Origin of the sequence: Pseudoalteromonas sp. US3C1004 (assembly GCF_048401065.1) — a bacterium.
GTDB lineage: Bacteria > Pseudomonadota > Gammaproteobacteria > Enterobacterales > Alteromonadaceae > Pseudoalteromonas > Pseudoalteromonas undina.
On sequence record NZ_CP183073.1, the window covers coordinates 802,238 to 822,937 of the forward strand.

The 20,700-nt window shown below is 40.7% G+C and carries 20 protein-coding genes; 5 read left to right on the plus strand and 15 right to left on the minus strand.

The window, feature by feature from the left end; translation table 11 throughout:
- Positions 1-60: 60 nt before the first annotated feature.
- The gene (locus tag ACNSN3_RS03750; protein ID WP_418608603.1) at positions 61-942 is read right to left on the minus strand and encodes a LysR family transcriptional regulator; all 882 of its coding nucleotides are present in this window, start codon (positions 940-942) and stop codon (positions 61-63) included.
- Between the two features lie 108 nt (positions 943-1,050).
- Between ACNSN3_RS03750 and ACNSN3_RS03755 the strand changes: the two genes are divergently transcribed.
- A complete protein-coding gene (locus tag ACNSN3_RS03755) occupies positions 1,051-2,031 on the plus strand; it encodes a TDT family transporter (RefSeq protein WP_418608604.1) in 981 nt (326 codons plus the stop codon).
- A gap of 3 nt (positions 2,032-2,034) precedes the next feature.
- Here the strand turns inward: ACNSN3_RS03755 and ACNSN3_RS03760 are convergent, their stop codons facing one another.
- Positions 2,035-2,217 (minus strand): DUF2986 domain-containing protein, encoded by a 183-nt coding sequence (locus tag ACNSN3_RS03760; protein ID WP_054202087.1) that lies wholly within the window; start codon positions 2,215-2,217, stop codon positions 2,035-2,037.
- Positions 2,218-2,379: 162 nt separating this feature from the next.
- Between ACNSN3_RS03760 and ACNSN3_RS03765 the strand changes: the two genes are divergently transcribed.
- A complete protein-coding gene (locus tag ACNSN3_RS03765) occupies positions 2,380-3,867 on the plus strand; it encodes a dipeptidase (RefSeq protein ID WP_418608605.1) in 1,488 nt (495 codons plus the stop codon).
- A gap of 61 nt (positions 3,868-3,928) precedes the next feature.
- Here ACNSN3_RS03765 and ACNSN3_RS03770 read toward each other — a convergent pair whose 3' ends face one another.
- The 5 genes from ACNSN3_RS03770 to ACNSN3_RS03790 form a co-directional block, all read right to left on the minus strand.
- Entirely contained in the window at positions 3,929-4,690 is a 762-nt protein-coding gene (locus ACNSN3_RS03770; protein ID WP_418608606.1) for an EAL domain-containing protein, read from the minus strand.
- A gap of 205 nt (positions 4,691-4,895) precedes the next feature.
- Complete coding sequence (locus ACNSN3_RS03775; RefSeq protein ID WP_054202088.1) at positions 4,896-5,324, minus strand: OsmC family protein; 429 nt, start codon at positions 5,322-5,324, stop codon at positions 4,896-4,898.
- Between the two features lie 192 nt (positions 5,325-5,516).
- Positions 5,517-6,674: a N(5)-(carboxyethyl)ornithine synthase gene (locus ACNSN3_RS03780; protein ID WP_010391222.1), complete on the minus strand. Its 1,158-nt coding sequence runs from the start codon at positions 6,672-6,674 to the stop codon at positions 5,517-5,519.
- A 286-nt stretch (positions 6,675-6,960) separates the two neighbouring features.
- The gene (locus ACNSN3_RS03785; protein ID WP_010391223.1) at positions 6,961-7,095 is read right to left on the minus strand and encodes a DUF2256 domain-containing protein; all 135 of its coding nucleotides are present in this window, start codon (positions 7,093-7,095) and stop codon (positions 6,961-6,963) included.
- A gap of 2 nt (positions 7,096-7,097) precedes the next feature.
- Positions 7,098-8,627 (minus strand): cryptochrome/deoxyribodipyrimidine photo-lyase family protein, encoded by a 1,530-nt coding sequence (locus ACNSN3_RS03790; protein WP_054202090.1) that lies wholly within the window; start codon positions 8,625-8,627, stop codon positions 7,098-7,100.
- A gap of 104 nt (positions 8,628-8,731) precedes the next feature.
- Between ACNSN3_RS03790 and ACNSN3_RS03795 the strand changes: the two genes are divergently transcribed.
- Positions 8,732-9,340 carry a flavin reductase family protein gene (locus tag ACNSN3_RS03795; protein ID WP_054202091.1) on the plus strand — a complete coding sequence of 203 codons (609 nt, stop codon included), beginning with the start codon at positions 8,732-8,734 and terminating at the stop codon, positions 9,338-9,340.
- Between the two features lie 41 nt (positions 9,341-9,381).
- Here ACNSN3_RS03795 and ACNSN3_RS03800 read toward each other — a convergent pair whose 3' ends face one another.
- From ACNSN3_RS03800 to ACNSN3_RS03815, 4 genes are all read right to left on the minus strand, one after another.
- Positions 9,382-10,683, minus strand: a complete 1,302-nt coding sequence (locus tag ACNSN3_RS03800) for an MFS transporter (protein WP_010391229.1) — start codon at positions 10,681-10,683, stop codon at positions 9,382-9,384.
- A 171-nt stretch (positions 10,684-10,854) separates the two neighbouring features.
- On the minus strand, positions 10,855-11,697 hold the full coding sequence (yghU, locus tag ACNSN3_RS03805; RefSeq protein ID WP_418608607.1) for a glutathione-dependent disulfide-bond oxidoreductase: 843 nt from the start codon (positions 11,695-11,697) through the stop codon (positions 10,855-10,857).
- A gap of 17 nt (positions 11,698-11,714) precedes the next feature.
- Positions 11,715-12,320, minus strand: a complete 606-nt coding sequence (locus ACNSN3_RS03810; RefSeq protein WP_138594236.1) for a rhomboid family intramembrane serine protease — start codon at positions 12,318-12,320, stop codon at positions 11,715-11,717.
- 113 nt (positions 12,321-12,433) lie between these two features.
- Positions 12,434-13,117, minus strand: a complete 684-nt coding sequence (locus tag ACNSN3_RS03815; protein WP_418608608.1) for a type 1 glutamine amidotransferase domain-containing protein — start codon at positions 13,115-13,117, stop codon at positions 12,434-12,436.
- A gap of 154 nt (positions 13,118-13,271) precedes the next feature.
- On the opposite strand from ACNSN3_RS03815, the gene ACNSN3_RS03820 reads away from it, so the two are divergent.
- Positions 13,272-14,192: a LysR family transcriptional regulator gene (locus tag ACNSN3_RS03820; RefSeq protein WP_138620920.1), complete on the plus strand. Its 921-nt coding sequence runs from the start codon at positions 13,272-13,274 to the stop codon at positions 14,190-14,192.
- On the opposite strand, the gene ACNSN3_RS03825 is transcribed toward ACNSN3_RS03820, so the two are convergent.
- From ACNSN3_RS03825 to ACNSN3_RS03840, 4 genes are all read right to left on the minus strand, one after another.
- The gene (locus ACNSN3_RS03825; protein WP_055011695.1) at positions 14,172-14,921 is read right to left on the minus strand and encodes a dienelactone hydrolase family protein; all 750 of its coding nucleotides are present in this window, start codon (positions 14,919-14,921) and stop codon (positions 14,172-14,174) included. The two genes, ACNSN3_RS03820 and ACNSN3_RS03825, sit on opposite strands and share 21 nt — an antisense overlap.
- 61 nt (positions 14,922-14,982) lie before the next feature.
- Positions 14,983-16,308: a glycerophosphodiester phosphodiesterase family protein gene (locus tag ACNSN3_RS03830; protein WP_418608609.1), complete on the minus strand. Its 1,326-nt coding sequence runs from the start codon at positions 16,306-16,308 to the stop codon at positions 14,983-14,985.
- A gap of 69 nt (positions 16,309-16,377) precedes the next feature.
- Positions 16,378-17,232, minus strand: coding sequence for a carboxylate/amino acid/amine transporter (locus tag ACNSN3_RS03835; protein ID WP_054202096.1), 855 nt, complete (start codon positions 17,230-17,232; stop codon positions 16,378-16,380).
- A gap of 100 nt (positions 17,233-17,332) precedes the next feature.
- On the minus strand, positions 17,333-19,468 hold the full coding sequence (locus ACNSN3_RS03840) for a M3 family metallopeptidase (RefSeq protein ID WP_054202097.1): 2,136 nt from the start codon (positions 19,466-19,468) through the stop codon (positions 17,333-17,335).
- Positions 19,469-19,757: 289 nt separating this feature from the next.
- Here ACNSN3_RS03840 and ACNSN3_RS03845 point away from each other — a divergent pair, with 289 nt between their 5' ends.
- Positions 19,758-20,630: a mechanosensitive ion channel family protein gene (locus ACNSN3_RS03845; protein ID WP_054202098.1), complete on the plus strand. Its 873-nt coding sequence runs from the start codon at positions 19,758-19,760 to the stop codon at positions 20,628-20,630.
- The last annotated feature ends 70 nt before the right edge of the window (positions 20,631-20,700 follow it).

Below are 20,700 nucleotides of genomic sequence, written 5' to 3' on the forward strand. Positions count from 1 at the left end.
TGCGAGCTGTCAGATTCGATTTTTGGTTAATCGAGTCTGACGGTTTATTGCTATTAATTTTTAAGTTTGCTTGTGACAAAATTCTATAAACTGCTTTAACAGCGGGTTTTTGTATTTGTCTTTATGCATCACTAACCAAAACTGCCTTTGCATGGGGTGGTTTAAATTAAGCTGTGTAATACGTCCATCTTTTAGGGCATATTGCGCGGCAAGTGATGATAAACATCCTAACCCTAAGCCATTAGCTACACAGTTTATAAGCGCTTCAGTGGTATTGAGTTCTACGCTTTGCGTCCAATTTTTAATTTGTGGCGCAAGGCTATGTAAAAAGAAGGAACGCGAGCCTGAACCAGTTTCTCTTAATACCCATTGGCTACTATTTAAGTCGTTAAAGCTAAGTTGCTTTTTTGCAGCCAATGGGTGGTTTATTGGGGCAATAATACACATGGCGTCATGGCTAAACACATTAGAGACTAAATCGCCTTGATGGGCTTGGCCCTCAATAAGTGCTATATCGAGCTCGTAATCTATAAGCTTTTGACAAATAAGCGCCGAATTAGAAATCAGTATTTGCTGTAAATAATGCTGTTGCTGCGCTCGAAAGTTACTTAGTAAAGCTGGCAATACATGGTTACCAATTGTATCGCTGGCACCAATTTTTAAGGTTCCGCTGGCAGGGGCGTTGTCTAAAAACAAGGTGTCGATAGTGTTTGCCCGATTTAATAGCTCATCAGCAAGGGGCAGTAGCTTTTGCCCTTCTTGATTTAATAGTAATCGGTTATTTACACGATCAAATAACGGATGGCCTAACTGCTTTTCAAGTTCGCTAAGCGCCATACTAACCGCCGCTTTAGATAAAAATAGTGATTCAGACGCAGCTGTAAGGGTGCTGTGCTGGGTTATGCCGACAAATACTTTAAGTTGCTTGAGTGAAATATTCATTATGCTATGTTTAGTTTACCTGAACCTATGTTCTATATAATTAGATTTAACTTAACAAAATGCAAGCGTAAACTTCTCTGTAAGTTACAACCACAGGGTGGAATAGAGATGTTTAAACATATAAAAACAAAAGTATCTGGTGCACCAACACCAATGGGCGGTTTGGCATTAGGTATTGCCAGCCTAGGTTGGGCTTGGGAGAGTATGTTTAACCTAAATGGCGTAGCACAATATACCGGTGCCGCTATTGCGAGCGTGTTATTGCTATTGTTAACTCTTAAGTTTTTACTGCATCCTCAGCTGCTTAAAGCCGATTTAGCCCATCCGGTTGTGGGAAGTGTGGTGCCTACTTTTGCTATGGCTACTTTAGTGGTGTCTAATTCTTTAGGGCAGTTTTACTCCCTTGCGGGAGATGTGCTTTGGGTTGGTGCATTTTTATTACATGTGTTGTTTTTAATCAGCTTTATTGCTCATCGCGTGATTGAATTTAAAATTGAGCATATGGTGCCAAGCTGGTTTGTTCCGCCTGTTGGGATCATTGTTGCCGATGTGGCGTTTTCAGGAAATCCGGCACTGCTGTTTCTAGCACAAGGGGCGCTTTATTTTGGCATGCTGATGTATGCAGTTATGTTGCCTATGATGATTTACCGGATCATTTTTGCTGCGCACATTCCAGATGCTGCACAACCTACACTGGCTATTTTAGCGGCGCCAGCAAGTTTATCGTTAGCTGGTTACTTTGCAGTTATCAGCGAGCCGTCACCGGTTGTTATTGGCTTGTTATTTGGAATTGCGGTACTGATGACCTTTATAATTTACGTCGCATTTTTTAAATTACTGCGCCGTCCATTTTGCCCAGGTTACGCTGCGTTTACTTTCCCTATGGTTATTGGTGCTACTGCGCTATTTAAACTTGCTGCATGGATGCATGCAGAGGGTATTGATTTGCAGTTTGTTAAGCAAATACAGTATTTAGCAACGTTTGAACTGATTGTGGCAAGTGGGGTAGTTTGCTATGTGGCGGTTCGTTATTTGGCTCACTTTAAGCTTTTTAACACTCAATTTAAGCCTCTCACCCTATCGCAATAACAATTAAACGCTTGTTTGCACTACTTCGTTGGCCGCGTGCTCAATTGCTTGTTCGGCATCTTGCTCAGCAAGCTTTGCGCGCTCTGCTTTTGAAACATAAGCCGGTTTGTTGCTTTTATGTAGCTTGGCATTAGCACGCTTATCTTTGTTATTAAATTTTGTAATGATCTTTTTTCTGCGATTCATGATTAACCCCGTAATTTTGAGCTGCGCATTATACAGGCATCTTGTTCAAAGCTGTTAGATAAATTATAAGCTTTGCTTGTGGGTCTGCCGCAAAGCGCTGTTTGTCACTTTACAAGGAGGTTATAATTAGTGTTCTTTGTTGTTAATTAAATGGAATCTGTTTTGAACAAGCTAGCTTTAGCAAGTATTGCCTTATGTGCATTTAGCGCTCATGCACAATTAAATAAACACAGTGAAAGCGTGGCCGATTACGCAGTTAATAACTATCAAAATGCACAGGTGCATACGCTTACTAATTTAGTATCGTTTCCTACGGTTAATAAAAGTGAGATCAGCGCACCACAAAACCCCGACTTTATAGGCTTTAAAGCGTTATTAAAAATGAAAGCCGCTGAACTTGGCTTTGACTACCAAGATTTAGGCTATACCGTACTCATAGGCATGGGTGAGCAAAAAGAAAAAGTAACCATAGTGACTCACGGTGATGTACAACCTGCAAACGCCAGCAAATGGAAACAAAGCCCATTTATTATTGATACCTCAGAGCCGGGTAAATTAGTTGGCCGAGGTACCGAAGACGATAAAGGCGCTATAGCCACCGCTTTATATGCGATGAAAGCCATAAAAGATAAAGGCATAACCCTTGATAACCGCATTGAGCTGATGGTTTATTTGGCCGAGGAGTCTGATTGGGGGCCGTTAACTGAGTTTATGAAAACCTATGAGCAACCAAAGTATGCGATAACCATTGATGCCTCATACCCTGTAGTGGTTGCTGAAAAAGGCTGGAGCTTAATTGCGCCAACATTTGATGCAACATCACCACAAACAGGTGTGTATGTCAGCAATGTAACGGGTGGTGCCTTTGCTAGCCAAATCCCTGAAGATGCCAGCTTAACTTTGCATAATGCGAGTACTGAATTGATGGCTCAATTAAAACAAACAGCCAAGGTTCTTAAGCAAGTAGAATTTACCTTTGATGATCAGTTAGATGGGACTTTAATTAGTGTTAAAGGCATGTCGGCTCACTCATCTGAGCCAGAGTCAGGTGTTAACGCCATTGCTTATTTGGCTGAACTATTTAAAGCCGTTGAGCTTGAAAACAACAGCGACGGTCAGCTCATTAAGTTTGTAAACCAGTTAATTGGCCTAGATATTCACGGTAAACAGTTTGGTGATATTGCGTATAAACATGACTTTATGGGGCCAATGACGGTAGCGCCCACAGTTATTGAACGAGACGGTAATAACCTAACGTTAGCGGTTAATGCTCGTCGTCCTATGGGTAAAGAGGCTGACTTACTAAAACAGCAAATTAATAGTGCGCTTACTCAATGGCAAGCTGATAATAAAGTAACATTAGCCAATGTTAAAACCACAATTGGTACACCCATGTTACTTGATGACGCGCCCCATGCGCAGAAGTTACTTGATATTTTTAAACACTTTACTGGCGATAAAGACGCAGATTTTGTCTCTATTGGTGGTGGTACCAACGCTAAGTTATTTGATAATGCCGTATCGTTTGGTCCATCAATGCCAGGTAAACGCTACACCGGTCACTCAGAACATGAATTTATTACGCTTGAGCAACTAGCACTTAATTTACGTATGTACACCGCAATGATGATAGAGCTGGGAAATATGTAATTAACCAATAGCAAAAACTAAAAAACCGCCTTGATGGCGGTTTTTTTATAACAACTAAATGTTATTGAAAATTAACGTCTGGTAAGCACTCAAACCCAGGTTTTGCAAACAAGTAGCCTTGCATTAATTCAAGGCCGACACTTTTTAGCCAGTGATATTCTTCAACTGTTTCAATACCCTCAGCTAACGCCGTTATGTTCAGTTCTTCAAACATATTTAAGCAGTTACGCACAATAGTTTGGCGTTTTGTGTCTTTGTCGATATCGCGTATAAGTGCCATATCGAGTTTAATAATATCTGTTTGAAAGTCAGCTAGTAAGTTTAATCCAGAATAGCCTGAGCCAAAGTCATCGGTAGCTGTTTTAAAGCCTAATTCTTGGTAGTAGCTTACAACCCGCTCAACGTGGCTGCTGTCTTCTATTTTTTCAACTTCAGTAAATTCAAACATAATATTAGTTGTAGGGAAATTGTACTTTTTAGCCGCTTCTAGGGTAGTGCGAATACAGCGCTCAGGCTTATAAATAGCGTTGGGTAAAAAGTTAATGCTTAGCATGGTGTTTATGCCTAGCTTAGAGGCAAGTGCAATGGCTTTAATTCTACATAGTTGGTCAAAGGTATAGCGGTTGTCGTCGTTTACTTGGGAAATAATAGAATAAGCCGACTCATTATTTAAACCACGAACCAGTGCTTCATAGCCATAAATAGTGTTGCTCTGGCAATTTATAATAGGCTGAAATGCCATAGTAAAGTCAAAATCTAGTTCGCTAGAATCAGCGCAGTTGCTACAAGATACTTTTTCGCAACTTTGTGATTTCTCGTTCATGCATCCACCTTTGAATTTAACCCACACTTAAAGGTGGTTAAGTTTCTTGTAATCCTAACAAAGTATTGAGATTTTACATAATTATATTAGCGAACATTAATATAACTCATAATAAAGTTTTTATTTAATTCATGAAAAATTAGCAGTAAGGTTATGCTAAAACATAATCTTACTGCTACGCAAAAAGTATAATTGGTTTACAAAATTAGTTAAGTGTTGCCGTTAGCTTTATGCTGGTATTGAGTAATTTTGAAATGGGGCAGCCTTTTTTGGTGTCTTCACACAGGGCTTGAAATTGCTCATTGGAAATATCAGTAATTTTTGCATTAACTACCAATTCAATTTCACTCACCGCAAAGCCATCGTCTACTTCATCTAAGCTTACTGTTGCTTCGGTGTTTATGTTCTCAGCGGTAAAGCCCGCTTCACCAAGTGCCAGCGATAAAGCCATACCAAAACAGGCACTATGTGCTGCACCCACTAATTCCTCAGGGTTTGATCCTGGCTTATCTTCAAAGCGGGTATTAAACCCATACGGCTGGTTATCTAATGCGCCACTTTGCGTTGAGATATAACCTTTCCCTTTTTTAATATCACCAGACCATGTTGAACGTGCAGATTTTTTAATCGTCATTATGTTCTCCTTGTTGAGGGTGTAGGCTTTTTAGGTTAATTAGTCATACCGTGTAGTGTTTGCAATACGTTGTAAACACTACACGGTAAAACAGCTAAAAAGCGTTATTTACATAGATAGTTGCAAAATAGAAGCCAAATAATTTAATAAACAAAACTCACGTTACGTTTGGGATTATTTATTATCCCGAATTTAGGTTATGTCAGCTATTTGCAGGTGATAAGGAGGCGTACTTTCACGGTTTTGAAACGCTAAAATAGCGTTGTTTTTAATTATTCCGTGTTCAATATTGATAGCGCGGCGAATGGTTTCGTCTTTTTGCCATTGCTCTGGACCGGCTAAAACAGTTGGCAAGTATACAATGAGCGCGGCAGAAATAGAGCGCGTTGCACTTTCCCATAAGTAGCTAGGGGTATGATCAACCGCGTAATAATCCGTGGTTTTATAGCTAAACATCGGGTGTTTAAATGTTGTTGGCTTTGCAAAAAAGAATCCCATTCCTTCATCACAACTTACATCTATTATAAGGCTATTGGGTTTTAAGCAATTGGCTTCAGATTCAATCACAAAATTGACGGGGTTTGCGGTTTCTTGGTAGGTGCCATTAACAATAATGTCAGCTTCGCTAATAAGCTCAGTAAGCGGGCGCTGCGACCCATCGTGCTCAACCACCATCATGCGAGCTTCGCCTTCAATGCCTGGGCGTACTTTAACATAATGACAATCAAGTACTTCTTCACGCACTTCATGATCGGGGCGCTGTATACAAATTGTAATATCTCTAAAACCATGAGCTTTTAATGCATAAATAGCGCCTCGGCTAACAGCGCCAAAACTAAAAATAATGGTTTTACGTTGATTACCGTAATGGCCATCAATGCCTTTTAGTTGCAGAGCATGTAACACCGCACAATAACCAGCCATTTCATTGTTTTTATAAAAAGTATGACGGCCAACATTTCCCTGTGGTGACCATACAAACATGTCTTCAAAGGCAATAAGAGTAAGCTTTCTATCAAGGGCAGCTTGGGTAATTGCTTGTTGTTGTACGCAATGTACATAGCCCCAAATTGTGCCGCCTTCTTTAAGTTCTTGTAAATCAGCAAGCACTGGTTTGGCAATAATGACGGTGCCTAATTGGGTTAAAATATCACTGCGGGTGGCAATGCCGCCTGTCAGTGCTGCAATTTCTTCGTCGCTCATATTAAATGCCGCGCCATAACCTTGCTCAAAAATCATATTTTTTCTGAGTTTTTCAGGTATACGCATTAAATGCGCAGGATGAATAGGGTAGCGTCTTTCATCTGTTTTACGTGATGTTCCAATTACGCCAATAGTTAATTCACTCATGCTATATCCTTGATTAAAGTATGCTGAGTTTATAAACGAATAATGCTACATCGCTAACAAACAAAGAGGGGTTTTACAGGCAAGCTCACGCCATGGCTGTAAAAATAATGCTTGGTAAAGGGTGTTCTTTTAATTAACTGTGCTAGGTGTAATGAATGTTGAGCAGGCAGAGGGTAGAGTGTTAACTTGCATTGAACAACAAGTTGAAACGTTAACCACTATAACAGCTATGTAAGATATAAAGTGAGATTAAAGCGAATATGCGTGTATTGGTTTTTATAAGCGGCTATTTGCTGCGTTTGCACCGCTCTGAGCAATAAATAACGTTATCCCAATCTCGTTGCCACTTTTTACGCCACGCAAACGGCTTATTGCATACTGGGCAAATTTTTTGCGGTAAGTTAAGTTTTTTGTGCGCCATAATTAGGTGTTCTCTTTATTGCTGTTACTGCGAGTTTTGCGTTTTACACGGGTGATTTTTTGAGTCGGAGTCACGTGTTTTTTAAGAATTTTACCTATGGCGCGTTTTACATCGGGCCGCTCTCGGTATTGCCATAGCCGTTCGCGGGCTTCTTTTGAGGCGGTGGTTAAATCAAGCATCGGCTCAGGGTAGTCTTCACCTAGTTTAAAGTCGTTAAATAGCGCTTCCATGGGCGTTTGCTCCCAAGGTTGATGTAAATATTCAATAGGGAGCTTTTCAAGTTCAGGGCACCATTTTTTTATAAACGCACCGGTTGGGTCTTGATCCTCCGATTGCTTAATTGGGTTGTAATGGCGAATAGTATTAATGCCAGTAACCGATGCCTGCATTTGTATTTGCGGATAATGAATACCTGGCTCAAAGTCTAAAAAGTAATTAGCCAGCGGAAAACTTGCCTGTTGCCAGCTGATGTTTAAATGATGGGTTACAAAGCTCACCAGCATAGCGCGCATTCTAAAGTTAATATAACCGGTGGCTTTTAAACAGCGCATGCAGGCATCAATAATAGGAATACCGGTTTGCCCCTGTGCCCAGCGTTCAATATCGCTAGTAACCTTAGCGTCATCACGATACGGAAATGCATGGTAACCCGGATTTAAGGCTTTAAATTCCATGCTGCATTCGCTTTCAAACTTTTGCATAAAATGGCAATGCCAATGCAGGCGAGATACAAACGCAGCAAGCGGACGCTTCCAGCCTTTTTTATTGGGATGGGTTGAATGGTATGCGTCAATCGCCATTTGATACACTTGCCTCAGGCTGATATTTCCCCACGCTAAATAGGGCGATAACCTAGAGCAATGCGTACGGCTTAAGCTTGGGCTGGATATTCCTTTTTGATAACCCTTACCGCGTTCAGCAAAAAAGCTTTGCATTACTTCACGGGCAAGTCGCGGCCCTCCGAGTTGAAAGTTGTCATCGTCAGCTGTGTAATTGTCTGGTAATTCTGGCGATTGGTAGTGTGTGAGTGTCACTGTTTTAATGTGTTTCCAATCTGGGATGGCAATTGGCGCTTGCATTGTTTGTTGCCAGCATTCATTCCAATTATTGCGATTTTTTTTACCCCGAATGACAGCCCCCGTTGGTGACTCTAACCAGTTAATCTGATTATGTTGGCACCATGCTTTAATCGCTTTATCGCGCTCAAATGTATTATTTAAGCCGATTTCTTGGTGACTAAAGAGATTAATTATTTCAAACTGGGTGAGTAGCTCTTCAAGCAACGACTGCATATTTTGTTTAAATATGTACACGCAGCTATTAAAGCGATCAAGTTGTTGGTTTAAATCACATAGTGACTGATACACAAAGCGCCAATGTCGCTCGTTATAATGAGCATCTTCGAGTAACAGCGGCTCAAAGTTGTACAGCAATAATGTTGGAAGCCCATTGCTAAACGCATGTTTAAGCGGTTGATGATCGCTTAAGCGTAAATCGCGTTTAAACCAGACAATGTTTATTTTTTGGCGCATGAAATTAAACTATTTGCTAACGGTGTAGTATTAATGAAGATCCAATCTATAAGTACGTATTGCCTAGTACTAGGGTTTAGTTTTTAACTTAAAAGTGAGAAATAATGTTTTTAGATTTAATTCAAAACAACAACCGCTCTGTTTATAGCTACTTAGTTGGCGGTATTAGTCCACGACCGATTGCATGGATAAGCACCCTAAGTAGTGAGGGGGTAAGCAATATTGCACCTTACTCTTTTTTTACCGTAGCAAGTTGTCAGCCTGCAGTGCTAAGTGTGACTCAAGTTAACCCCAGTGATAAAGCCAATAAAGATACACTGACAAATTTACTAGCCACCAAAGAATGTGTGGTTAATATTGTTAGTCATGCCTTAGTAGAGCAAATGAACCAAAGCTGCGCTAATTACCCTAATAATGTCAGTGAGTTTGATGAGGCCAGCATAGAGAGAGTCCCAAGCCAGTTAGTTAATCCGCCGAGTGTTGCAGCTTCAAAAGTACGCTATGAATGTAAGCTTCGAGAAGTGATCACTATTTCAGATGAACCAAGCGGTGGCAAAATGATGCTCTTAGATGTAGTGGGAATTTTTATAGATGACGCCACGTTGGTAAATGGCTACATAGATCCGACACGTTTAGATGCAGTAGGTAAAATGGGCGGCGATTACTTTAGCACCACCAAAGATAAGTTTGCATTAAAACGCCCACAACTTTAAAGGTGAGCGTTTTAATTACATTAGGTTAAACCGCACGCTATTTACTCTGTTTTTGGTAAAAACAGTGCACTCATTGCCCCCAAAAAACCTAACCCACTGTAAAGCAAAATAAGCTCTGCGGTTGATAAAAACGATTCTAATAAGCCTATACTGCCTAACATCAGTAATAAAACCCCAATAACGGTATTACTAACCGACACATAATCGGTGCGTTTGTTACCCTCTGCCATATCGACGAGGTACGTTTTTCGCCCTAAGCGTACTCCTTGGTGCGCAACTGAGAGTAAAAAGTACAAAATAGGCATAGCCCACCAATTTAGTAGCAGCTCGTTATACCAAGTTGCAATAACAAATACAGCCAGCCCATTAATGGTAACCAAAGTGGCACTGAGTACCAGCACTCGCTGGCTAGATAAGTCACTTAAGCGCCCCCAAATCGGCGCTGAGACTAGGCTTGCAAAGCCGGAAACGGCAATAAAGGTGGCAAGTAAAGAAAATTCAAACGACTGTTTACTGGCTAAAATAATATAAAAAGGGGCACTCAATGCTGAACAAAGCAGTAAGGCACGTGTAATAACAAAATGCGCAAACTGTTTGTCTTGGTATAAAATTTTTAACTTTGAAAACGCGTGCAATAGGCCATTATTAGCTCCTTCGGTAGCGCCACTATATTCGTTAATTTGTGCATAAAAAAACGCGGCAATCAGCCACATTAATGCACCCAGTAGTAAAGCGATGATCACAATGTCTTGATCTTTTTGCTGTGAAAAAAACCACATCATGAGACCAAACGTTAAGGTGGCAAAACCGGCAATACTCGCAGCAAGCCCGCTAATATTACCGCGTTGCTGTTTAGGAATAACTTTGCCCAGCACATCTTTTGCAGCGACAGAGTTAAACCCTCTAGCAAGGCTAAATAAAATTAATAAGCCAATAATGGCGTAGCCTGCTTGTGCGCCCTTGAGGGTAAATGCCACCGCAACCATGGCTAAAATGCATCCTGCTTGCATCACTGCACCTATTACCCATACCCATTTACGAACGGGGAGTTTGCGAATAACGTTAGCAATAGCAAGTTGGGGCAGCAATGAACCCGATTCTCTGATTGGTACTAACCAAGCAATAAAGCTCGCTGGCACGTTTAAGCTTTGCATTAACCACGGCAGCGTTATTTTGGGGTTGAGTAGCGCATCAGCAAACTTACTAAACAGCTGGCTAATGAGTAAAATAATAAAATTACCGGGTACTTCCTGACAGGCATTGTCGTCGATGGCCTTGCAAGCTCGGGCGTCTTCTTCATTGTTTAAGCGTTTATAGATTTGTTCTTTTGTCAGTTTTTTCACAATTAATAACTACGCTATCAGTGTAAATATTTAGATATATTAAGATGGTATGCTTAACTTTTCTACTGTTGGGATTACAAAGTCATTTTACCTGCTAAGAATAAAGGAACCCCAAATAAACACAAAAAAATCAGCTAAGCGCTGATTTTTTGTTTGTACTAAAGCAGCGTCTTATTCAAAATCACGAGCACTGTGGCGCTCTGCCATTTGTTCTTCTTCTGGGCCCCAAGTACGATTAACACGGCGGCCTCGTTTTACACCTGGGCGCACAGCTATTTGCTTAGCCCAACGAACCACATGGGTATAAGATGCAACATCTAAAAATTCGGCGGCATCATATAAGTCGCCTAATACCAGTGAGCCATACCATGGCCATATTGCAATGTCGGCAATTGAATATTCGCTGCCTGCCATGTATTCGTTGTCACTTAAATGGCGGTTTAGTACATCTAGCTGACGCTTAGTTTCCATGGTGAAACGGTCAATCGGGTATTGCATTTTGGTTGGCGCATAGCTGTAAAAGTGACCAAAGCCGCCACCTAAATAAGGCGCCGATCCCATTTGCCAAAACAGCCAATTACGACATTGTGTTTTAGCTTGAAAATCATGAGGAATAAGCGCATCAAACTTTTCGCCAAGGTATTGTAAAATAGCGCCTGATTCGAATACAGGGGTTGCTGGTGTTGTAGAGTGATCCATCAACGCAGGTATTTTTGAGTTTGGGTTTATATCAACAAAATCAGAGCCAAACTGGTCGCCTTCACCAATATTAATTAAATAAGCATCGTACTCAGCCTCAGTAATACCAAGCTCCAATAGCTCTTCAAACATAATACTGACTTTTTGCCCGTTGGGGGTCGCTAATGAGTAAAGCTGAAATGGATGTTTGCCAATAGGCAATGTTTTATCGTGAGTTGCTCCTGCAATTGGGCGGTTAATGTTTGCAAATTTACCGCCACTTTCATTGTCCCATGTCCATACTTTTGCTGGGGTGTAGTCGTTGTTATCACTCATAAATAGCCTCTAATCGTTTAAACGTGCGTATTTGCTTTGCCCGTTGTTGCTTTTAATTTATCTGCTTTTGCTAATTTATACCCTAAAAAGAATCCACTAAGTGCGCCAAACAGATGGCTTTCAAACGAGATGTGAAACCGTTGTGGTAACACGCCCCAAATAAAGCCACTGTATAAAAAGGCCACCACCACGGCTATAAAAATAGATTTAAAAGAACGTCTTACAATGCCATAGCATAAAATAAATCCCCATAACCCATAAATAACGCCACTTAATCCGACATGAATATTGCCACGAGCAAACATCCATACCAGTAATCCACCGACTAATGCGGTGAATATAAATACACTATAAAAACGCTTTACGCTGTATTGGCAAATTAACCAGCTTAAAACAATGAAGGGCAGCATATTACTAGCAAAATGCCACCAGCTACCGTGTAAAAAGGGAGCGCAAAGAATACCAATCAGCCCTTGAATGCTGCGTGGGTAAATACCTAAACCATTTAAACTAATGCCTGGCAGGCTATTAATTAGTTGCAACACAAAACAAATAGTCACAATGCTTATAATGGCAAAACGGGTGCTGCTAAGTAACGACAAGGTGGATGGTTTATTTTGCATACGGTGCCCTTATTTATATTAAGAGTGGCCAGTATAGGAATAGTGGTGAGTAATGAAAAGCAAATTAAAAAGCACAGCGATTAAACTGTGCTTTTTATGCTGATTAATTGTAATTAACCAAGCTTGGTAAGTAATTTTTTAGCTGCTAGCTCAGAGCTTGCAGGGTTTTGACCGGTGATCACTAAACCGTCTTCAAGCGCAAGCACGCCCCAGTCGTCGGTTTTTTGATAGTCACCACCTTTTTTGATCAGCTCGTCTTCGACTAAAAATGGCACTACATCTGTTAATTGTACAGCGGCTTCTTCAGTGTTACTAAAGCCGGTAACTTTTTTACCCGCAACCAATGCATTGCCATCAGCATCTTTTGTATTTAAAAATGCGGCGCTCGCATGACACACTGCTGCCACTGGCTTTTGTAATTTTACAAAATCTTCGATGAGCGAGATTGAATCTGTGTTATCTACTAAATCCCATAATGGGCCATGGCCGCCTGGATAAAATACCGCATCAAAATCTGAAGCATTCAGTTCACTTAGTACTTTTGTGTTTGCCATTAATGCTTGCGCTGTACTGTCGTTGTCGTATCGCTTGGTTGCATCAGTCTGGAAGTCGGCTAGTGTACTGGTTGGGTCGATTGGTGGTTGGCCACCGTTTGGTGAAGCTAGAGTGATTTCTGCGCCAGCATCTACAAATGCATAATAAGGGGCGGCGAATTCTTCTACCCAAAAACCTGTTTTCTCACCGGTATTGCCTAAATCAGCGTGTGAAGTAAGTACCATTAGTATTTTCTTAGCCATTATTTTTTCCTTCTGATGATTTAAAATTGTAATCTTTGCTTAGCAATTACTATATGCACTAACCCAACCTTAAACAACGATGATAAATTTAACTTTATTGATTTAATAATTGATACAATTGGAGGGTTGAAGTTAAAACCGCACTGGAGCGTCCATGAAAGTCTCGTTTGAACAATTAAAAAGTATGGTGGTATTTGCACAAATAGTTGAGCAGGGCAGTTTAACTGCAGCGGCAAAGCAACTAGGGTTAACACGGGCGGTAGCCAGTTATCATTTAAAAAAGCTAGAAACGCAACTTGAAGTAACCTTACTTAATCGTTCAACACGGACCATGGCCCTTACTGAAGCCGGTATGGCTTACTATGAGCGTTGCCGAGTTATTACCGAGCAGGCTAATGCTGCCAATCAACAAATAGAAAATATAAAAAGTGAGCCCCAAGGATTATTAAAAATTAGTTGCCCGGTTAATGTGGGGATGCAATTAATAGTGCCTGCAATTAATACCTTTAAGCGCCAATACCCCAAAATTGATATAGATTTACAGCTAACTGATGATGTGGTGGATATTATTAAACACGGATTTGATTTTGCTATTAGGGGGGTTGCGCTGCGCGATTCAAACCTACAGGCAACCAAGTTAACCACTATGAGTACTTGTATTTGTGGCGCACCTGATTATTTTTCGCATTATGGCAAGCCCACTACGCCCGATGAATTAGCACAGCACCAGTGGGTAGTTTATCAGTTAGGGAGTAAAATCTTGACCTTGCAAAAAGACGGTAAAAAAGTCGACATTACTATGCAAGGATCGCTCAGTACCAATAATGCCGCTGCACGGACTGCATTTGTAGAGGCAGGACATGGCATAGGGCGTATACCGCTATACGATGCATGGCCAAAAGTACAAGCGGGTTTACTGCAAATTATAATGGACGACTACAAAAGCAAAGACATTGAATTGTACGGAGTTTTCCCGCCAGGAGCGACGGGGTCTAAAAAGTTACGTTTGTTTGTTGATTATTTAAAAGCGTATTTTGTAAAACAGCATACGGCATTAGGTATGCGTAAGGGCTAGCGCTCGGTTAAATAAGGCAACAGCTTGTTGATACATTGCTATGGCGAGAGCTGCATCGTAGCGCTCGCCTTCATCACGCATAAAGGCATGTTGCGCGTTAACTTCTTGCCATTGGTAATTTATGCCAGTGCGAACAGCTTGCTGGTATATTTTGTCTCGGCCATCTTGTGGTACATGAGGGTCTTGCTTACCCCAAATAAAATGAATTTCACCGAGTATATCGGCCATACGTTCAAACGAGTTATTTCCGGGTTGTGCGGGCAGTGTATTACTGTGTATATCGGTGGCGTATAAACAAAATGCAGCTTTTATGAGTGGGTTTAATGCGGCTCTGTAAGCTAAATGCCCACCAATACAGACTCCCATAGCCCCAACATTTCCTGAACAATAACTTTGGCGTTTTACAAACTCGATAAGGCTTTGTGTGTCGCTATCATGATGCTCTAAAGGTTTAGCCCATTTATCGTTATTACCTTTATCTTTGCCTTCGTCATCATAAGCCAGAACAGTTCCGATAGGGTTAAGCTCATGAAACACTTCTGGCACAAGTACCACAAAACCATGACTGGCTAAAATAGCTGCACTGCGGGCAATAGGTGCCGTTTGCTGGAAAATTTCAGAATAAAAAATAATGGCAGGGTATTGCCCCGATGTTTGTGGGCGGTAAATAGTGGTTCGCATTAACCCTGTAGGCGTTGGTAAGTCAGCGTTATGGTGTTGAATGATCATAAAAGCGCTCAGTAAAATAAATATAATAGCTGAGCGCGGTCAAATAAACACGCCCTAAAGTTTAAATACTTGCAGGCATTTTATTGCAACTTGCGTAATAGCTAACCGTAGCTGGCCAATCAGAAAATATACCGATTACACCAACCTCTTTTGCAAGCACATCAACCACGGTCATCATGTCACCATCGTTATCTATAACATCACTAATTGACTGGTAATAGTATCCGCCTCCATTATTCAGCGGCCCTGAACGTTCAAGACTCCATGCAATAATATTAAGCCCTGCGGCTTTAGCATCAATAGCGTACTGTGATGGCACGATATTACTTTCATTATCTATGGTTAATAGCATCCAAATGGGTGGAGCAATAATTTTAACACCGTCATTAAAAAGCGAAGCCATACTAGGTTGCCATGTGTCGGGGTTGTTAGGATCAAACCCTGCATCGCTGTCTCGGCCATCTAAATACACACTTTGCGCTGCAAATTCAGGGTTAGTATTAATCCAATATTGTACGTCAGCTAAATTAAATGATTGCGGAAAAACATGCGAAGCGGGTACCTCCATTTGCGTGTATTCATCTAGCATTTTTTGTGCGTATTGCGTTTGGGTCATACCGTTAAAGGGCATACTCACTTGAGGTGATTTAAGCTCTGGGGTCATTTTTACTCCGAGCTGTTTAAATAGTGCAATACTTTGTTTATGGGTCATGAGAGTACCTGAGGTGGCGTATAAGTCAGTGCGCCAACTTGGTGTACCTTTCATGTAATCGCTAACATTAGTGGCGCTGGTGTTTGCGCCATCCATTTTACCCTCAAGGGTTAAAAACTCTGCCAAGCTAATATCACTGGTACAACATTTAGCTGAAGCAGGCGTGCCACTGTTAGAGTTTGCTGGAGTAAATGGCTCACTGCATTTAGCCGCAAGTTCTGGAATAGATAAAATGTTAGTGGTGGTGTGCAAGTCGCACTGAGAATGGCGGCATACTAGCTCTTTATCATTGGTAAAGGTGACATCGCATTCGACAATACCGGCGCCCATACGAGCAGCCGCTAAGTAAGACTCTTGTGTGTGCTCTGGGTATTGCATGGGGGCACCACGGTGACCAATTGAAAAATCAGTACGATAAAAAGGGCCTTCTTTACACGATTCTAATTGTGTTTTTAGTGCGCTGTCAGCCATATCGTCAATTAAGTAGTCGGGGCGAGTACCTAGTTGCGTATTGGTGCCTTGAGCTACTTCAACAATAACCGGGGTAGGTACTTCAACAATTTCAACGTCAGTGTTGGTAACAACCACTTCTTTTTCGACTATTTTTACATCGTCATCACAGCCAGCGAGTGAGCTTAATAATAAAAAAGTTGTTAGAAAAGGTATGCGCTTCATTATTTGTCCTTAAAAATAAAAGTGGACGCTACCTTACTAATTATTAATGACAATTTCACTACAGAGTGATTAATTTGCTGATTTAGCCATTATTTGGTTTACCACTAAGGCAGACAGCATCACTCCCGCGCCAATACTTAATCTAAGTAGGTCTGCGTCTCTATTCCAAATAAGTACATTAACAATAATACCGGCAGGAATAAGCAGGTTATTCATCACCGCCAAAGCGCCTACATTAACCAGTGTTGCGCCTTTATTCCACATAAAGTAGCCCAAACCTGAGGCTACAATACCTAAGTAAATAAGAATGCCCCATTGCGTTGAGCTGGTAGGTAACTTCTCGGTATTGCCAAACAGCGCATAGCAAGCGCTGGCTATAACAAGCGCACCAATAAAAAACCAGCCAAATACGGTTTTGTCATCCAGTTTTTGATTAACCATTAAACGCTTGTAGCTTACTTGCCCTGTAGCAAAACTAATATTAGCGCCTTGAACTAATAATAAGCCAAGTAGAAAGTCGTTGGTTAGGTTTTCATACCGAATGGTAATAGCCCCTAACACGGCAATAAAGGCAACAATAAAAAATTGCCAGTTAAACTGTTTATTCAATGCGTCGTTTAAAAGCGTAATGTAAAGTGGCGTCATTACGGTAAATAACAGCACTTCTGGCACACTTAAAAACAAAAATGAGTGGTAATAAAAGCCATACATAACCCCCAGTTGCAGTGCGCCTATCAGCATGAGTTTAAACGCAAGTGGGGTAGGGATTTTCTTTAAAAAAGGCAAAAATACTAACGCTGCTAAAGCCACACGAATTAGCACACTAAACCACGCATCAACTTGGCCTGCTAAATACACACCAATTAAACTAAACGAAAACGCCCAAAGAAGGGTAACTGCAAATAAATAGCCCATAACACTCATCTTGTCTTAAGTAATGGTGTCAGTTTATCTGTTATATATTGTTCTATAAACAATAAAAGCCCGCAAGCGGGCTTTTATATCAGTTGATTAAAAATATTAATTAATCAACTAAACCACGGCGCTTAAGCAATGCATCAGTCGTTGGTTTTTGGCCTCTGAACTCAATGTAGCTTTGCATTAAGTCGCGGCTGTTACCTTTTGATAGGATCTCTTTACGGAACTTATCGCCATTTTCGCGCGTTAAGCCACCATTGTTTTCCATATGAGCAAAGGCATCAGCGGCAAATACTTCAGTCCATAGGTAAGCGTAGTAACCTGCTGAGTAACCACCTGCAAACGTATGGCTAAAGTAGTTTGATTTGTAACGAGGTGGTACAGGGTAGTAATCAATACCGTGTGCCTTTAACGCTTCACTTTCAAACTTTTGTACATCAGTTACTTTTTTGTCAGAACCAAATGAGTGCCATTCCATATCCAGTAGTGCTGCAGCTAAATATTCAGTGGTACCAAAACCTTGGTTGAACTTTTGCGACTCAAGTACTTTATCAAGTAGTGCTTGAGGAATTGGCTCACCTGTTTTGTAATGCTTAGCGTAGTTAGCTAATACACTTGGCTCAATCATCCAGTCTTCATGTGCTTGTGATGGAAATTCAACAAAATCACGCGCTGTAGCAGTACCTGCTAGGCTTGGGTATTTAACGTCAGAGAATAAACCGTGTGCTGCATGACCAAACTCATGGAACATAGTTGACACTTCGTCAAACGTCATTAATGTTGGCTCGCCTTCTGCTGGCTTTGGAATATTTTGTGCATTATAAATAACCGGTTTTGTGCCTTTTAAGCCGCTTTGGCTTACGTATGCACTCATCCATGCACCGCCACGTTTACCTTCACGTGCATATGGGTCCATGTAAAATAAGCCTATTGCGCTGCCATCAGCGTTAAATACTTCAAACGCCATGACGTCTTCGTGATAAAGCGGTAGGTCTTTACGCTCTTTGAATGTAATGCCGTAAAGTTTTTCCATTGCAAAGAATAAACCGTTATGAATAACCGATTGCATTTCAAAGTAAGGCTTAACTAAGGCTGGATCTAGGTCGTATTTTTCAGCACGCACTTTTTCTGCATAGAAAGACCAATCCCATGGTTTTAGTTCAAAACTTTCACCAGAATCGTTAATTACTTTTTGAATCGCTTTTGCTTCTGCTTGCGCTTTTTCGACTGCTTTTGGCGCTAGGTCATCTAAAATACCGTACACGTTATCAGTGGTTTGAGCCATGCGTGAAGTCATTACATACGAAGCCCAATCTTTAAAGCCTAACAGTTCTGCTTTTTGTGCACGTAGGTTAGTTTCTTTAATAATGATAGGGCCGTTGGTTTTAGCTGCACGGTTGGTTGATGCTTTAAAAATCTGCTCACGCAGTTCACGGTTTTCAAGGCTAGATAAAATAGGCTGTTGTGTGGTGTTCACTAGGGTGATCATGTAGCCATCTTTGCCTGCTTTTTTAGCAGCTGCTGCAAGACCTGCAATTTCACCTTCAGATAAACCAGCTAGTTTGCTTTTATCTGTTACTAAAATGACGTCTTCTTTAAACGATTTTAATACGTTTTGAGAAAACTCTGTTGATAACTTTGCAAGCTCAGCGTTAATTTCACGCATTTTTGCTTTTTCAGCATCGTTTAATTTAGCACCGGCTTTAACAAATTGTTTGTAGTAAAAATCAACAAGACGTTGATCTTCAGCGCTTAACTTATCTTTGTTGTCGTATACTGTTTGTACACGTTCGAATAATGCACCATTTAGGTAAATGTCATCAGAGTGTGCTGAGAACACAGGCGCCATTTTTTTATCAATGCGTTGGTACTCATCGTTAGAGATAAGACCTGATAAGTTGTAAAATGCAGCTGATGCGCGGTTTAATAACTCACCAGCAAGTTCCATTTCTACCAACGTGTTTTCAAAAGTTGCTGGTTCTGGATTATTGGCAATTGCCAAAATTTCTGCATTATGTTGTGCAATACCTGCATCAAATGCAGCTTCGTATTCAGTAGTACCAAACTTATCAAACTCAGGAGCCATGTATTGCAATGGGCTTGGTTTAAATAATACATTGCTTGCGTTGATATCTTGCACTTGTGCTGTGCTTTGTTGTTTTGTTTCTTGGGTGCTTTCAGAAGAACAGGCAGATAATAAAAGTGCACTAGCAATCGTAGTGGCGATCAGTGTTTTACGCATAATAACTCCATAAAAAATAGTAGCCGAAATAGGCTTTTCGAGTCGAAAACCCAGTTAACTTACCAAATTTTGACTTATATACAACAAAGTTTATCGATTTAAAGCGGGATTTAAACGCAAATTAGGTGATAAAAACTCGGTATGTAAATAAAAAAGTAGAAAAATACAGCAATTATGCAATTAGCTTTAAGTTTGTTGCTGCGTATTTAAGCTAACCGCATGCTAAACTTGGGGTATTATTAGCGCATAAAAATAATCGTTTGTGTGCGACCTTATACATGGAAAATCAATGAACTTAGAACAAATTAATCACATTCTCGCCTTCGTATTGTTTAGCTACAACGACATTCACATTACCGTGGCAAAAGTAATTCAAGTACCCCTAATTTTGTTTACTATGTGGGTTGTGGTGACTCAGATTGGCAAGTTAATTAAAAAGTCATTACTTGCACGAAAAATGAGCCCAGATGCAGTGCATTTATTCACGCGTTTTTATTTCATTTTAAGTATTGCGATTTTACTTTTTACCTCCCTTGAGGTGCTTAACATTCCACTAACCGCATTTGCCTTTGTATCGGGTGCCATTGCCATCGGTGTGGGGTTCGGTGCACAAAATATTATTAATAACTTTATTAGTGGCTGGATATTAATGTGGGAGCGGCCAATCCGTATTGGTGACTTTTTAGAGGTTGGCACTGCAAAAGGGGTGGTTGAAACGATTAATACTCGCTCTACTCGTATTCGCAGGAACGACGGTGTTCATATGCTGATACCCAATAGCCAGTTATTAGAAAACACTGTAACCAACTGGACGCTTATTGACGGTAATGCGCGCTCATCTGTGAGCGTAGGCGTAGCTTATGGCTCTGATGTGTTATTAGTTAAAAAGTTAATTCAGCAAGTATTAGATGAGCATGAGGCAATACTGGCAACGCCTCAATCAACCGTATTGTTTGATGATTTTGCAGATAGCTCGCTAGTTTTTAATGCTATTTTTTGGGTGTGCGCTGAATCAGAAACTCGATTAAGACAAGTCCGCAGTGATATTCGTTTTAGTATTTATGAAGTGTTTGAGCAACACGATGTGGTTATTGCATTCCCGCAGCGAGATCTTCATATTGATGGTGAAATTGTTCTCAAACGCTCATTAGTGAAAAAGTAGTATTTAAAAAAGTGTCGCGTTATTTCGCTATATTTTTTAACAACTCAATGTAAGGACATATGTCCGCTTT

Bases quoted from the DNA above. Each gene is read 5' to 3' on its own strand.
- ACNSN3_RS03815 (WP_418608608.1), bottom strand. From the start codon at position 13,117: ATGGCTAAGAAAATACTAATGGTACTTACTTCACACGCTGATTTAGGC.
- ACNSN3_RS03750 (WP_418608603.1), bottom strand. From the start codon at position 942: ATGAATATTTCACTCAAGCAACTTAAAGTATTTGTCGGCATAACCCAG.
- ACNSN3_RS03825 (WP_055011695.1), bottom strand. From the start codon at position 14,921: ATGATCATTCAACACCATAACGCTGACTTACCAACGCCTACAGGGTTA.
- ACNSN3_RS03830 (WP_418608609.1), bottom strand. From the start codon at position 16,308: ATGAAGCGCATACCTTTTCTAACAACTTTTTTATTATTAAGCTCACTC.
- ACNSN3_RS03795 (WP_054202091.1), top strand. From the start codon at position 8,732: ATGTTTTTAGATTTAATTCAAAACAACAACCGCTCTGTTTATAGCTAC.
- ACNSN3_RS03835 (WP_054202096.1), bottom strand. From the start codon at position 17,232: ATGAGTGTTATGGGCTATTTATTTGCAGTTACCCTTCTTTGGGCGTTT.
- ACNSN3_RS03840 (WP_054202097.1), bottom strand. From the start codon at position 19,468: ATGCGTAAAACACTGATCGCCACTACGATTGCTAGTGCACTTTTATTA.
- ACNSN3_RS03845 (WP_054202098.1), top strand. From the start codon at position 19,758: ATGAACTTAGAACAAATTAATCACATTCTCGCCTTCGTATTGTTTAGC.
- ACNSN3_RS03790 (WP_054202090.1), bottom strand. From the start codon at position 8,627: ATGCGCCAAAAAATAAACATTGTCTGGTTTAAACGCGATTTACGCTTA.
- ACNSN3_RS03755 (WP_418608604.1), top strand. From the start codon at position 1,051: ATGTTTAAACATATAAAAACAAAAGTATCTGGTGCACCAACACCAATG.
- ACNSN3_RS03810 (WP_138594236.1), bottom strand. From the start codon at position 12,320: ATGCAAAATAAACCATCCACCTTGTCGTTACTTAGCAGCACCCGTTTT.
- ACNSN3_RS03785 (WP_010391223.1), bottom strand. From the start codon at position 7,095: ATGGCGCACAAAAAACTTAACTTACCGCAAAAAATTTGCCCAGTATGC.
- ACNSN3_RS03770 (WP_418608606.1), bottom strand. From the start codon at position 4,690: ATGAACGAGAAATCACAAAGTTGCGAAAAAGTATCTTGTAGCAACTGC.
- yghU (WP_418608607.1), bottom strand. From the start codon at position 11,697: ATGAGTGATAACAACGACTACACCCCAGCAAAAGTATGGACATGGGAC.
- ACNSN3_RS03775 (WP_054202088.1), bottom strand. From the start codon at position 5,324: ATGACGATTAAAAAATCTGCACGTTCAACATGGTCTGGTGATATTAAA.
- ACNSN3_RS03760 (WP_054202087.1), bottom strand. From the start codon at position 2,217: ATGAATCGCAGAAAAAAGATCATTACAAAATTTAATAACAAAGATAAG.
- ACNSN3_RS03780 (WP_010391222.1), bottom strand. From the start codon at position 6,674: ATGAGTGAATTAACTATTGGCGTAATTGGAACATCACGTAAAACAGAT.
- ACNSN3_RS03820 (WP_138620920.1), top strand. From the start codon at position 13,272: ATGAAAGTCTCGTTTGAACAATTAAAAAGTATGGTGGTATTTGCACAA.